Source organism: Streptomyces sp. GL_140, from assembly GCF_057834465.1.
Window position 1 is genome coordinate 8,052,822 of the sequence record NZ_CM174404.1, and the last position, 13,355, is coordinate 8,066,176.

Genomic DNA, 13,355 nt, shown 5'->3' on the forward strand with positions numbered 1-13,355 from the left:
CTGCGCCCCGGGGTTACCCGGAGCCGGCGCTCACCTCGCCCGGCTCCGGAGGGGCAGCGCCCCCCTCCACGCCAGGTCGCCGGCGGACCGGCCCACCATGACCCGGTAGGTCCCGGGCTCCGTGTGCCAGGCCCGCTCGGCTTCGGACCAGTGCCGCAGCGCGCGGGCCGGAACCTCCACTGCGGCGGTCACCGAAGCGCCGGGTTCCGCGTGGACCGCGGCGTAGCCGGCGAACCACCGGACCGGGCGCACGACGGCGGACTCCGGACGGGCGAGGTACACCTGCACGACCTCCCGGCCGGGCCGCGTGCCCGTGTTGCGCACCTGTACGCGGATCGTGAACGGGGAACCTTCCGCGGCTTCTGCCGGGGCGTCGACGGCCTCGTACTCCCACGTGGTGTAGCCCAGGCCGTGGCCGAACCAGTAGGCGGGTTCCGTGCCGGTGAGGAGCCAGGCCCGGTGTCCGATGTGCACGCCGTCGTCGTAGGTGAGCCGACCGTCGACGGGCTGTACGCGGCCGGCGGGTGCGTCGGCCAGTGACGCGGCCCAGGTGGTGGGGAGACGGCCGCCCGGCTCGGCGAGCCCGAACAGGACGTCGGCGAGCCCGGCGCCCGCCTCCTGCCCGGGGAACCAGCTGAGCAGCACCGCGCCCACCTCGTCGCGCCAGGGCAGTTCGACCGGGCCGCCGCTGTTGACCACGGCGACCGTGCGGCGGTTGGCGGCCGCAACGGCGCGGACCAGCTCGTCCTGGTGGCCGCCCAGGGAGAGGTCGCCGCGGTCGTGGCCCTCGGTCTCGGTGTGTTCGGTGGTGCCGACGACCACGATCACGGCGTCCGCTTCGCGGGCCGCCCGGACGGCCTCGGCGAGCGCGGCCGCAGCCTCGGGCTCCGGCGGCGCCGCGGCGACGATCGTGGCGCGCCCGGCTCCGGGGACCAGTTCGCGCCGGGCCGTCAGAAGAACGGGTTCCGTCGTGTCCACGGTCGCCCGCACCGTGTGGAGGGGCGGGTTCACATGGACGACGGCCGGGTCGTCGGTGGTGCACGGGAACTCACCGTCCAGAACGGTCCGCCCGCCGAGCGCGAGCTCCATGCGGCCGAAGCCGGCCACGCCGAAGGTCCATTCACCCGTCGTCGTCGGCCGTACGAGCGCGCTGATCTCCACCGTCCGCGCGGCGGGCACCACCGGCGGCTCCAACTGCCGCCCGGACAGCCTGTGTTCCGCGTGAAGCTCACGGCCCGACCCGTCCAGGACGCGCAGCAGTACGCCGGGCTCCCCGGATCGCGGGTCGCTGCACCAGTCGGCGCCGAGAGGTGCCGGGGGAACGCCCAGCCCCGGACCCGGTACGTGTACGACCCGGGCCAGGCCGTCGAGCCGGGCGCGAATGCCGTCGAGGGGGGTGACCACGTGCGGGGGGAAGACCCCCGCGCTGCCACCGCCCTGCACCCGCGGGGAGCCGGCGTGCACACCGATGACGGCGACCTTCGACAAGGAGGACGGGTCGAGCGGCAGCACCTCGCGATTGCTCAGCAGCACGGATCCCGCGGCCACGGTACGGCGCAGCAGCGTACGCGCGTCGTCCGGCCCGAACGCCGGGGTCCTCTGGCCCCGGTTCGATTCGAGTGCCCCCACGCGTCCGGCCAGCCGCAGCAGGCGCCGAACCTTCTCGTCGACGGCCCGCTCCGGGACGTGGCCGTCCTCCACGTCCTGGACGAGGGAGGCCCCCCACGGGCCCTGTGGGCCGGGCATCGCCAGGTCGAGTGCGGCAAGAGCCGGTTCTCTGGCAGAGCGCAGGGCGCCCCAGTCGGAGACCACCACCCCGTCGAACCCCCAATCGCCCTTGAGGGGTTCGGCGAGCAGCGGATTGGCGGTCATGGTCGCGCCGTTGACGCCGTTGTAGCCGGCCATCACCAGCCACACCCCCGCTTCGACAGCGGCCTCGAACGGGGCCAGGTACACCTCGCGCAGCACCCGCTCGGAAGCCCGTACGTCCACGTGCATCCGCCCCGTCTCGGAGTCGTTGGCGACGTAGTGCTTGGCCGTGGCCGCTACCCCCGCCGCCTGGATGCCCCGGACGAGCGCCGCGCCCGTGCGGCCCGTCAGGACGGGATCCTCCGAGAAGCACTCGAAGTGCCGGCCGCCCAGTGGAGTGCGATGCATGTTGAGGGTCGGCGCCAGGACGACGTCCACGCCCTTGCGGACCGCTTCCGACGCGAGCAGGCCCCCCAGCCGCTCGACGAGCTCCTCGTCCCACAGTGCGCCGATCGCGGACGCCGAGGGCAGCAGCGCGGAGGTGAGCCGCTCGTCCCAGGCCTCTCCCCGCACCCCGGCGGGGCCGTCGGAGGTGACCATCTCGCGCAGGCCGATGGCCTGTTCGCCGGCGGTCCGCCACGTCGTCGCCCCGGACAGCAGCCGAACCTTCTGCGCCAGATCGAGCTTCTCCAGCAGTCGATCGAGCATGTCCTCGCTCATCCCCACCCCATTCACGTAACCCGCTCCTCGCCTCTGGGAGAGCGCTCTCCCAACTCTGTTCTGTGCCGTGCGGACCGTCAAGTCCCCCTTGAGTCCGAGTTCCTGGCAAAAGGGAAGGCCCGGCCCGCCCCGCTGTTCCGAGGGGCGAACCGGGCCCTTACGGAGGGCCGGCTGGGTCAGGACAGCCGGTACTCCGAGTTCAGTGGGCGGGGCGACAGGGCCCCACCGTCACCGGGTCAGCTGTAGACGCCGAACTCGTAGAGGGAGTAGCCCCAGGCGGTGCCGCGTGCCGTCAGGTTCAGCCGCACGTAGCGGGCGGTCGCCGACACGTTGATCGTGTCGACGTCACCGTTGCCGTTCGTGGTGGAGTTGACGGTGCGCCAGTTGGCGCCGTCGTCGGAGACCTGCACCTCGTAGGACTTGGCGTAGGCGGGGTCCCAGACCAGCTGCAGGGTGCGGATCGCGGTGGAGCCGCCGAGGTCCACCTGGATCCACTGCGGGTCGCTCCAGTCGCTGGCCCAGCGGGTGTCGGCCTTGCCGTCGGTCGCGTTGGCCGGCGTGCAGGGGCAACCGCCGTACTGGGCCTGGAAGGAGGAGGCGGTCGTCGGCTTGTTCAGCGCCAGGTTCGTGCCGCTCACCGGAGGGGTGACCACCTTGACGGACCTGGTCTCGATGCCCGCGTTTCCGTGGCCGTCCTCGGCCTGGATGTAGACCTTCCAGACGCCGAGCTTCTCGGGCGCGGTGACCGCGAAGGTCCCGTTGCCCGTGGAGCGCCACTGCGCCTCGACCAGCCGCTTGTCGCCGTTCGCGTAGTTCCCGCTGAGGAAGATCTTGTACGTCAGCGGGTCGTTCTGCGGGTCCTGGACGTTGGCGCTGACGGTGAACTCGCCGCCCGCCGGGGCCTTCGAGGCCTGGTTGACCACCATGTTGCTGATGACCGGCGGCGTGTTGTCGCCCGCCGTCGACCCGGTGTAGGCCTTCTTCACCGCGTAGTACGAGAGCCTCTTGAGCCCGTCGGGCAGCAGGTTGAACCAGATGCCGCCGAAGTCGTGCTCGATGCCGTAGTGGAACATCGTGGCGCCCAGGGCCACGCCCTGGTGGGCGGTGATGCAGTTCCAGGCGTTGGCGTATCCCTCGGCGGTCTGGACGTCGGTCTTCTGGTCGGGGATGCCGTTGGCGTCGTTCGCCACCTCCCACTCGCCGGCCGGTCCCGTCTCGGTGATGATGTACGGCTTGTTGTAGCCGCCCTGCTCCCAGTCCTGGCGCACCCGGCAGATGTCGCCGTAGGAGTTCATCGAATACAGGTCGAGGTCGGGGGCGTTGCGCTTGTAGTACGGCCAGGCGCCCGTCCAGGCGTCGGTCGAGGTGACCGGGTGGTCCGGGTCGATGGTGTGGATCTTCTTGGCGACGTCGTTGACGAACGTCGTGTAGGCGTTGCGCTGTGCCTCGAGTTCGGTGCCGCTGTAGCAGTTCTGCAGGCCGAGGACGGATTCGTTGCCGACGTTCCACATGAGCGTGGCCGGGTGCGACTTGTAGGTGTCGACCCACTTCGCGAACTCGGTCAGCATGTTGCTCTTGTAGGCGGCGTCGGTCACGTAGTTGACGCAACCGCCCGAGCCGGGACCGCCGCCGGGCTGCAGCCAGAATCCGTTGATGACGCGGATCCCGTTGGCCGCGGCCGTGTCGAGCAGGGGCTTGCTCGACGCGTCCGTGCCCCAGGTGCGGATGGTGTTGACACCCATGGACTTCACGTCGGGCATGTACTTCGGGGCGTCGGCGAAGGACGGACCCCACGTCAGGCCCTTGACGGTGTACGGCTGTCCGCCGACCGTCAGCTGCCAGTTGCCCTGGGAACCCGCCACGCGCACCGCGCCGCCGGGGCCCGGGGGCACGTCCTGGGCCGAGCCGTAGACCTGGAACTCCCAGAGGGAGTAGCCGTAACCACCGGAACGGGCGAGGCCGTTCATCCGTACGTAGCGTCCGCTGCCGGAGACGGCGATCTCGTCGGTGCCGCCGTCGCTGCCGGTGACGGACTTGGCGGTGCGCCAGTTCGTTCCGTCGTCCGAAACCTGGATCTCGTAGTTCCTGCCGAACGCGGCCTCCCAAGTGAGGACGACACGGCTGAGGTTGCGGCTCGCGCCGAGGTCGACCTGGATCCATTCGGCGTCACGCCACTGGCTGGCCCAGCGGGTGCCGGTGAGGTTGCCGTCGAACGCGGCGGCCGCGGAATAGGCCTCGCCCTCGTTCGAAGAGGCGGTGGCCGTCTTTCCCTGGGAGAGCAGGGAGTCGGCGGCCACCGCGGTGGGGGCGGTGACAAGGGTGAGCGAGGACGCGAAGAGCGCCCCGAGTGCGACGAGGGCGGCCGCGCCGCGCGAGCGGCGGCGGGGTGGGGTGTTCGCGGAGGGAGGGGGGAACATTGCGGCTCCTGATGTCAATGGCGGTGGAATGACCGGCCCTTCCGCGGGAGCGTCCCGCCGTGGGACGGCGCTCTCGGTGTCTGCGGAAACGGCCCGCGGGTGCTCGGGCCTCGCTCCGGCCGGGAACTCCGGGCCGGTCGGGTGGTGCGCGGGGAGAGCGCTCTCCAGACCTTGCCTGTAACGCGATCGGCCGGTCAAGGAGCGGGACGGCTTTTCTTTTATCTTTCATTAAGTAGCGAGGCGAGGTGCCCCACGGGCACAGCCAGACGCCCGGCTGGGAATCCCAGCCGGGCGTTCTGTGTGAGCGGAGGCTGCCGACTGTGTCGGCGGGGAGCAGAGGATCGGGCCGGTACGGGGCCGGCCGGTGGATTACGGGTGGAGCAGGCAGTGGCTGCGGACGATGTCCGCGTAGCGGTGGCCGCTGGTCTTCACGGTGCGCTGCTGGGTCGCGTAGTCGACGTGGACGAGACCGAAGCGCTTGTCGTAGCCGTAGGCCCACTCGAAGTTGTCCAGGAGGGACCAGGCGAAGTAGCCGGCCAGTGGAGCGCCCTGGCGCGCGGCGCGGGCACAGGCTGCCAGATGCTGCTCGAGGTAGGCGGTGCGCCCGGGGTCGTCGATCGCACCGTCGGGGCCGACGGTGTCGGGGAACGCGGAGCCGTTCTCGGTGACGTAGAGCTTGCGCACGCCGTAGTCGTTGGTGAGGCGCAGCAGCAGGGATTCGATGCCGTTCGCGTCGATCTGCCAGTCCAGGCCGGTGCGCGGTACGTCCGGGAGGCGGACCTCGCGGGCGTGGGGGACCGGTCCGAGGGCGTCGTTGGTGACGGTGGCGGGGAAGTAGTAGTTGAGGCCGTGCCAGTCGAGGGGTGCGGCGATGGTGTCCAGGTCGCCGGGGCGTTCGGGGAGGTCCACGCCGTACAGGGCCCGCATGTCGGTGGGGAAGCCGCGGCCGTAGACCGGGTCGAGCCACCAGCGGTTGGTGTGGCCGTCCATGCGGACGGCGGCGGCGACGTCCTCGGGGTCCTCGGAGGCGGGTACCACCGTGGAGTGGTTGGTGACGAGGCCGATCTGCGCGCCGGGTGCTGCGGCACGGATGGCCTGGGTGGCCAGGCCGTGGCCCAGCAGGAGGTGGTAGGAGGCCAGGACGGCGGCGGTCAGGTCGGTCAGGCCGGGGGCCATGCGGCCTTCCAGGTGGCCGATCCAGCCGGAGCAGAGCGGTTCGTTGAGGGTGGCCCACTGGGTGACCCGGTCGCCCAGACGCTCCGCGACGATGGAGGTGTACGCGGCCAGGTGTTCGGCGGTCTCGCGGACGGTCCAGCCGCCGCGGTCCTGGAGGGCCTGGGGGAGGTCCCAGTGGTAGAGCGTCACCGAGGGGGTGATGCCGGCTTCCAGGAGCCCGTCGATCACCTTGTCGTAGAAGTCGAGGCCCCGGGTGTTGACCGGTCCGGAGCCGTCGGGGACGATGCGCGGCCAGGCGATCGACATGCGGTAGGCATTGGTGCCCAGCTGCTTCATGAGGGAGATGTCCTGCGGCCAGCGGTGGTAGTGGTCGCAGGCTTCGTCACCGGTGTCGCCGTTGTCGACCTTGCCGGGGGTGTGGGAGAACGTGTCCCAGATGGACGGCCCGCGGCCGTCCTCCTTGACGGCCCCCTCTATCTGATACGCGGAAGTGGCCGTGCCCCAGGCGAAGTCCTGGGGGAAGGCGCCGAGGTCAATGGAGTCCGACACAGCAAACCTTTCGAAGATCAATGCGGGAGGGGGCTACTTGACCGCGCCGGCGGTCAGTCCGGTGACGAGGTAGCGCTGGAGGAGGAGGAAGCCGCCGACGACGGGCACGCTCACGACGAGCGAAGCGGCCATCACCTGGTTCCAGTACACGTCGTTCTGGGTCGAGTAGCCCTGCAGACCCACCGCGAGGGTGCGGGTGGCGTCGTTGGTCATGACCGAGGCGAACAGCACTTCGCCCCAGGCCGTCATGAAGGCGTAGACGGCGACGGCGACGATGCCGGGGATCGCGGCGGGCACGATGACGCGGAAGAGCGCGCCGAGCGGGCCGCAGCCGTCGACCTTGGCAGCTTCGTCGAGGTCCCTGGGGACCGAGTCGAAGTATCCGATCAGCATCCAGATCGAGAACGGCAGCGAGAACGTCAGGTAGGTGAGGATCAGCCCGGCGCGCGAGCCGAAGAGCGCGATCCCGGTGGCGTTGCCGATGTTGACGTAGATGAGGAACAGCGGCAGCAGGAAGAGGATGCCGGGGAACATCTGCGTCGACAGCACCGTGACGGTGAAGATCCGCTTGCCCCGGAAGGAGTAGCGGCTGACGGCGTAGGCCGCGAAGATCGCGATGACGACGGAGAAGACGGTCGCCGCCCCGGCCACGATCAGCGAGTTCATGAAGTAGTCGCCGAGGGGGACGGTCTTCCAGATGTCGAAGTACGGCTGGACGGTCAGGCCCGAGGGGATCCACTGGAACTTCCCCGACACGTCCTGCAGCGGCTTCAGCGAGCTGGAGATCATGACGTACACCGGCAGCAGGACGAAGCCGGTCAGCAGCGTCAGGAAGACCAGCCGGCTCACGAGGAACGACTTGGGGGGCGCCATGGGCGACCGGGACCGTACTGCCCGAGTGTGCTCAGACATCGGCGGCGCTCCTTCCTCGGGAGGTGATCAGGAGGTAGAGCCCGGTCACCACGAGCAGGAACAGCAGCAGCAGGACGGACATCGCGGAGCCGGTGCCGAAGTTCCAGGTCTGGAACGAGGACTGGTAGATGTGGATGGAGATGAGGTCGGCCGCCGCCGGGGCCGATTTCCCGAACAGGACGAACGGCGTGTTGAAGTCGTTGAACGTCCACAGGAACAGCACCAGGATCAGGACCTGGTTGACCGGGCGCAGCGAGGGGAGCGTGATGCGGCGGATCTGCTGCCAGACGCCCGCTCCGTCGAGGGCCGCGGCCTCGTAGATCTCGCGGGGGATGTTCTGCAGGCCGGCCATCATGATGAGGAAGGCGAAGGGCCAGCCCTTCCAGACCGACACGACCAGCAGGGTGATGAAGCTGTTGTCACCGATGAGCCAGAACGTCGGGCTGTCGGTGAGGCCGAGCTGGTCGTGGATCACGTGGTTCACCAGGCCGTTGTCACGTTGGAACATGAAGGCCCAGGTGATGACGGCGGCGTAGACGGGCAGTGCGTACGGCACCAGGAAGATGGTGCGCAGGATGCCCCGGCCCTTGAACGTCTCCTGCATGAAGATCGCGGCCGCCGTGCCGATCAGCCAGCACAGTCCTACGGAGAAGAAGGTGAACAGGCACGTGGTGAAGAAGGAACTCAGCAGTGCCTGGCCGACCGGTGCGTCGAAGTCGACTGTCAGGGAGTAGTTGTCCAGGCCGGCCCAGGGCGCGTTGCCCCAGTCCCGGAGGTAGAACTGGGTGAGCTCCTTGAAGCTGACGACGATGCCGATGAGCATCGGGACCAGGTGGACCAGGAGCTCGAGGACGAGTGCGGGGAGCAGGAGCAGGTAGGGAAGGGAGATGCGGCGGAGCCGCCCGGAGCGGCGTGTGCGGGGCGCCGCTCCGGTCTGGTTCTTCCGTACCGCCCGCTTGCCCGTACGCGGGGGAGCGGTGGTGGTCATCAGGTATCCGTGCCTACTTCTTGGGCATCTGCTGCTGGGCCTTCTCGAGCTTGGCCTTCACCGACTCCGGCGTCACCGGCCGGCCGGCCGCCGCGTCGGCGAAGAGCTCCTTGACCGCGGTGCCCACCACCGTCTCGAACTGGGACTCCTCGGGGACCTGCGGGAGGGCGGCGGCGCTCTTGGCGAGGGTGTCGCGAAGGACGGCGAGACCGGGGGTGTTGAAGGCGGGGTCCGCCTGCGCGGACTTCACCGGCGGGATGGAGCCGTAGGCCTTGTTGAGGACCTTCTGCTCCTCGTCACCGGTCATGAAGTTCACGAACTTCGTGGCGCCGTCGATGTTCTTGGTGTTCTTGAAGACGGCCATGTTGATGCCGGCGACCATGGAGTTGGTGTTGGCGCCCTGTCCCGGCGCACCGGACTGCACCGGTGCGGGGACAACACCCCACTCGTCCTCCTTCATGCCCTGTGCGGCGAAGGTGGCCGACGCGGTCTGCCACAGCACCATGGCGGTCTTGCCCTTGGCGAAGTCGCTCAGCGACTGGTTCTGGGAGTACTCGGCGTTGCCCTTGGCGACGATCTGCGCGTCGGCCATCAGGTCGACGTACTGCTTCACGGCCTTGACCGCACCGTCGGAGGTGAAGTCGGCCTTGCCGTCGGCGGTGAAGAAGTTCGCGCCGTGCTGCTTGCCCAGGACGAAGACCTGGTGGATGTTGTTCGACAGGTTGGAGCCCTCGACACCGAACCCGGCCTTGCCGTCCTTGGTCAGCTGCTTGCCGGTGGCGATCAGCTCGTCCCAGGTGGTCGGCGGCTTGGTGACACCCGCGTCGGCGAACGCCTTCTTGTTGTAGTAGAGCGCGTAGGCCATGGAGTACAGCGGGACGGCAGCCGGGTCCTGACCCGGGACGCCGGTGGAGCCCAGCGCCGACTCCACGAACCGGTCCTTGCCGCCGATCTTCTCGAAGTTCTTGCCGTCCCACGGGAGCAGCGCGCCACTGGCCTGCAGCGAGGCGCTCCAGGTGTTTCCGATGTTCAGGACGTCGGGGCCCTGGCCGGAGGTGGTCGCGGTCAGGATCCGGTTGAGCAGGTCGCCCCACGGCACGACCTCGAGCTTGACCTTGATGCCCGTCTGCTTCTCGAACTTGTCGAGCTCGGGCTGGAGGACCTGCTTGTCGACCTCCAGGCTGGAGCCCTGGTTGGAGGCCCAGTAGGTCAGCGTCTTCGGCTGCTCGTTGGACCCGACCCCGCTGGTGGAGCCGCCGCCGCAGGCGGCCGCCCCGAGGACGAGGGAGAGGGTGACGGCGCCGACCGCTGCGACTCTGATTCTGCGCATGGCTCCATGGGCCTTTCAGGAAGGAACGGGATGCCGACTGTGGGGTGGGGGACGGACGTTCCGCGGTTCGCCCCCGAAACCACATGGCTTAATTTAGGATGTGAGTTAAACCTCAAGCGAAGGACTCGTCAAGAGCGTTCACGCAGGTATCTTGCAGGTATGGGCATCGATGACAGGGGACAGAGTGCGAGTGCGTAGTGGCCGGACAGTGCGTGACCTGCGGCGGGAGAACCGAACCGCTGTTCTGCAACGGTTGTACTTCGACGGCCCGTTGAGCCGCTTCTCGCTGGGTCCCGCCACGGGGCTGAGTTCCGGTTCGATCAGCAACGTGGTCGCGGAGCTGGTCGGCGACGGCCTGGTGGAGGAAGCCGGGAGCGTGGAGTCGGCCGGCGGGCGCCCCCGGACCCTGCTCCGGGTCAGCCCGACCAGCGGCTACATGATCGGAGTCGACGTCGGCGAGACCCGTATCCGCATCGAGCTCTTCGACCTGACCCTGACCGAGCTCGCACGCGTGGAGCGACCCCTGGAGGCGGCGGGACCCCGCCGCATCGACCGCTACGACGTCGCCGTCGTCGTGCAACACCTCCGAGAGGGCATCGCCGAGGTCCTGCACAGGGCCGGAATCGCACCCGAACGGCTCCTCGGCGTCGGCATCGGTGTTCCCGGCATCGTCGCCAGGACTGCGGACGGCGCCGTCGTCCACGGTCAGACCATCGGCTGGGATGCCGTCCCCCTGGAGCGGATGCTGCGCGACTCCCACCTGCTGCCCGAAACCGTTCCGTACTACATCGACAACGGGGCCAAAACCCTCGGCCAGGCCGAAATGTGGTTCGGCGCCGGCCGTGGAGCGCGCAACGCCGTCGTCGTGCTCTTCGGCTCAGGTGTCGGCGCCTGCGTCGTCAGCGACGACACCCGGACCGGCCGCGCCATCGAGTGGGGCCACCTGACCGTGCGCGTCCGAGGGCGCCGCTGCCGCTGCGGGGCCCAGGGCTGCCTGGAGGCGTACGCCGGGGCCGAAGCCCTTCTCGAACGCTGGGCCGAGGCCGGTGGGCGCCCGCCGGCCGACACCGACGAGGAGACCGCCCTGACCGCGATGCTCGCCGCCGCCTACCCGGCACCGGGCCCAGACGGGGCCACCCCCGGGGCCGACGCGACGGCCCTGGCCGTCCTGGAGGAGACCGCCGAGTACCTCGGCGCGGGATTCTCCGACCTGATCAACCTCTTCCAGCCCGAACGCATCCTCGTCGGCGGCTGGGCCGGCCTGCAGCTCGGCACCCGCTTCCTGAACTCCGTACGGTCCTACGCCACCTCCTACGCCCTGTCGTACCCGGCGGCCAACGTCCGCATCGACCTCGGAACCTTCGGCCCCGACGCCGTCACCGTCGGCGCGGGAATCCTGCCCCTCGCCGACTTCTTCGCCCACGGCGGCCACCGCACGGAACCCGAACGCGAGGAACCGCTTCCGGCATGGCGAACCACGCTGCAGGAGCGGGCAGCACACTGAACCCCCGGCCCCCGCCCCGGCCCACCCCGCAACCCGCGAGGTGGGCCGACCGCCATCGGCTGACAGCGACTGCCGCCGGCCGCCGCCAGGGCGCTACCTCTCCAGAGGGGCCAGCCCGTCCCCGGCCGGAGACACCCGACGCCCCGCGTGATCGAAGACGTAGAGCTGCGCCAGGTCCACCAGCAGCGGAATCTGAGCCCCCACCCGCACCCGTACATACGGTCCCGTGCGCACCACGAGGTCGCTGCGCACCACCCCCGGCCGGTCCGCGGCGACACCCCCGTCCGGCCCCCGCCGGTTCCGGCCCCGACTGCCGGTCGACCCCGACGAGGTCCTCGGCCTCGTGCGCTCCCGGGGCCGGCTCCTCGACCAGGTGACCGAGCCCGTCCTGGTCCACTTCGACCTGTGGGAAGGCAACATCCTGCTCGCGGAGCGGGCCGGGCGCCTTGAGATCATCGGAGTCCTCGACGGCGAACGCTCCTTCTGGGGGGACCCGCTCGCAGACCTGGTGTCCACCGCCCTCTTCGACGACATCACCCGGGACCGGGCCTTCCTGTCCGGCTACCGCCCCGGCCCACTCACGGCCGACGAGCGCCTGCGGATCGCGATGTACCGCGCCTACCTGGCCCTGATCGCCCTGGTCGAAGGCGTCCCCCGCGGCTACGACCCGGAGGCGAGGGCACCCCTCACCTCCCTGGCCGCCGCCGACCTGCGGGCCGCACTGGATCTCCTGCGACAGGGCGCCGGATGAGCGGCACGCACGCAGGGCTACGGCCTAGCGGTAGGGGCGGAAGGGTTCGCGGAGGTCGCCGACGAGGATGTCGGCTGTGCCATGGCGATGAAGTGGCCGCCGCGGGCGAGTTCGGTCCAGCGGACGATGTTCGCGTTCCGCGCTTTGACGTTGGCGAAGACGAGCTGGGCCAGGTGCAGGGCGACGACGTGCTCGGAGTCGATCTGCCCGAGCTCGTAGGTGACCTCGCTGCCGATGTCGCCGCCGTGCGCGGTGCCAGTCGTACTTGGTGCGCCAGTAGTCGGCCAGCTCGCGCGTGTAGTCGAGCGGGATCCCCTGACTCCACCCGCCCCCGGACTCCCGTCGGGCCAACGCGGTCTCGTCCAGCCTGCGGGCCAGCTCGTCCAGTTGCTTCTGCGGCACCTCGATGCGGAACGGCCGCACCTTCTCATCGCTCTCGGCCACAAGCCAGACGACCTAGGGCTGGGATCCCACGGGTACCCGGAGACAGCCCGGTCCGTAAGTGGTGCTCACCGGTCTCGAGGAACTCCGCGCCGCGGTGTTGCCGGGACCTGGTGCGCGGGTGGTGCGGCCGGGCAGGCTAGTTTGCTGGGATGAGTCTTCTTGATGATGTGGCCGAGCGTGACGGCTGGCGATGCTGGGTGTGTGACGAGCCGGTCGACCCCGACGAGTCGGTGAACGACCCGCGGGGGCCCAGTGTCGACAGCCGGACCGCGGACCGGAAGGCCAAGGTCGCCGAGCGGCTCGCCCACCGCGGATGCAATACCCGTAAGGGTGCGGTCAAGGTGGTCATCGCCTGGCCCGAGCGCCTGTACGTGGTCGAACCCGCGCCGCTGATCGCTGTCGCCGACAGGCTGGAGCGCAAGGGGGGCCGCGAGGTGGTGGGGCGTTGTCCGAGCAAGAAGGACGCCCAAGAGGCGGCGGATTGGCTGGTGGACCGGTTCTCCCGACTGGTGCCGGGACTGCCGGTGACCGCCGGCATCGAGGCGGGCGGCGGCCAGTTCCTCGTCGTCCTGGCCACCGGCCGCCGCTGATCGGGCATCACCCGCGCGGACTCGCGTAGAGGAGGTGGTCGTCCGACCGTCTCGTCCCCCCGACGCCCGTTTCCCGCTCATGGCCCCAAATCGTGAGGGCCGCCGGTGGTCCTACAGCCACCGGCGGAGCGGGTACCGGCCGAGCGGGTACGGGCCGAGCCGGTACGGGCCGAGCGGGTGCGGGCCGGCCCGGATAAATCCCTCGCTCCACAACAGCAGATCGTT

At 69.9% G+C, this 13,355-nt stretch carries 10 protein-coding genes and 1 pseudogene; 3 read left to right on the top strand and 8 right to left on the bottom strand.

Going from position 1 to position 13,355, the window contains the following annotated elements; all coding sequences use genetic code 11:
• Window positions 1-30: 30 nt before the first annotated feature.
• The 6 genes from AC3IYJ_RS37440 to AC3IYJ_RS37465 form a co-directional block, all read right to left on the bottom strand.
• Window positions 31-2,469, bottom strand: coding sequence for a glycoside hydrolase family 3 C-terminal domain-containing protein (locus tag AC3IYJ_RS37440; RefSeq protein WP_489398971.1), 2,439 nt, complete (start codon window positions 2,467-2,469; stop codon window positions 31-33).
• Between the two features lie 236 nt (window positions 2,470-2,705).
• On the bottom strand, window positions 2,706-4,886 hold the full coding sequence (locus AC3IYJ_RS37445; RefSeq protein WP_489398972.1) for a discoidin domain-containing protein: 2,181 nt from the start codon (window positions 4,884-4,886) through the stop codon (window positions 2,706-2,708).
• A gap of 369 nt (window positions 4,887-5,255) precedes the next feature.
• On the bottom strand, window positions 5,256-6,611 hold the full coding sequence (locus AC3IYJ_RS37450) for a GH1 family beta-glucosidase (protein ID WP_489398973.1): 1,356 nt from the start codon (window positions 6,609-6,611) through the stop codon (window positions 5,256-5,258).
• A 33-nt stretch (window positions 6,612-6,644) separates the two neighbouring features.
• The gene (locus AC3IYJ_RS37455; protein WP_489403043.1) at window positions 6,645-7,484 is read right to left on the bottom strand and encodes a carbohydrate ABC transporter permease; all 840 of its coding nucleotides are present in this window, start codon (window positions 7,482-7,484) and stop codon (window positions 6,645-6,647) included.
• Between the two features lie 31 nt (window positions 7,485-7,515).
• Complete coding sequence (locus AC3IYJ_RS37460) at window positions 7,516-8,511, bottom strand: carbohydrate ABC transporter permease (RefSeq protein ID WP_489398974.1); 996 nt, start codon at window positions 8,509-8,511, stop codon at window positions 7,516-7,518.
• Window positions 8,512-8,524: 13 nt separating this feature from the next.
• On the bottom strand, window positions 8,525-9,841 hold the full coding sequence (locus AC3IYJ_RS37465) for an ABC transporter substrate-binding protein (protein WP_489398975.1): 1,317 nt from the start codon (window positions 9,839-9,841) through the stop codon (window positions 8,525-8,527).
• A 184-nt stretch (window positions 9,842-10,025) separates the two neighbouring features.
• Here AC3IYJ_RS37465 and AC3IYJ_RS37470 point away from each other — a divergent pair, with 184 nt between their 5' ends.
• Entirely contained in the window at window positions 10,026-11,345 is a 1,320-nt protein-coding gene (locus tag AC3IYJ_RS37470) for an ROK family transcriptional regulator (protein WP_489398976.1), read from the top strand.
• Window positions 11,346-11,438: 93 nt separating this feature from the next.
• Here AC3IYJ_RS37470 and AC3IYJ_RS37475 read toward each other — a convergent pair.
• Window positions 11,439-11,612: pseudogene (locus AC3IYJ_RS37475) on the bottom strand (sugar ABC transporter ATP-binding protein); the annotation flags it as partial.
• A 76-nt stretch (window positions 11,613-11,688) separates the two neighbouring features.
• Between AC3IYJ_RS37475 and AC3IYJ_RS37480 the strand changes: the two are divergent.
• Complete coding sequence (locus tag AC3IYJ_RS37480; protein WP_489398977.1) at window positions 11,689-12,096, top strand: phosphotransferase family protein; 408 nt, start codon at window positions 11,689-11,691, stop codon at window positions 12,094-12,096.
• Window positions 12,097-12,120: 24 nt separating this feature from the next.
• Here AC3IYJ_RS37480 and AC3IYJ_RS37485 read toward each other — a convergent pair whose 3' ends face one another.
• Window positions 12,121-12,540, bottom strand: coding sequence for an epoxide hydrolase N-terminal domain-containing protein (locus tag AC3IYJ_RS37485; protein WP_489398978.1), 420 nt, complete (start codon window positions 12,538-12,540; stop codon window positions 12,121-12,123).
• A gap of 149 nt (window positions 12,541-12,689) precedes the next feature.
• Here AC3IYJ_RS37485 and AC3IYJ_RS37490 point away from each other — a divergent pair, with 149 nt between their 5' ends.
• Window positions 12,690-13,130: a hypothetical protein gene (locus AC3IYJ_RS37490; RefSeq protein WP_489398979.1), complete on the top strand. Its 441-nt coding sequence runs from the start codon at window positions 12,690-12,692 to the stop codon at window positions 13,128-13,130.
• Window positions 13,131-13,355 lie beyond the last annotated feature (225 nt).

Bases quoted from the DNA above. Each gene is read 5' to 3' on its own strand.
- AC3IYJ_RS37465 (WP_489398975.1), bottom strand. From the start codon at position 9,841: ATGCGCAGAATCAGAGTCGCAGCGGTCGGCGCCGTCACCCTCTCCCTC.
- AC3IYJ_RS37440 (WP_489398971.1), bottom strand. From the start codon at position 2,469: ATGAGCGAGGACATGCTCGATCGACTGCTGGAGAAGCTCGATCTGGCG.
- AC3IYJ_RS37455 (WP_489403043.1), bottom strand. From the start codon at position 7,484: ATGGCGCCCCCCAAGTCGTTCCTCGTGAGCCGGCTGGTCTTCCTGACG.
- AC3IYJ_RS37490 (WP_489398979.1), top strand. From the start codon at position 12,690: ATGAGTCTTCTTGATGATGTGGCCGAGCGTGACGGCTGGCGATGCTGG.
- AC3IYJ_RS37445 (WP_489398972.1), bottom strand. From the start codon at position 4,886: ATGTTCCCCCCTCCCTCCGCGAACACCCCACCCCGCCGCCGCTCGCGC.
- AC3IYJ_RS37460 (WP_489398974.1), bottom strand. From the start codon at position 8,511: ATGACCACCACCGCTCCCCCGCGTACGGGCAAGCGGGCGGTACGGAAG.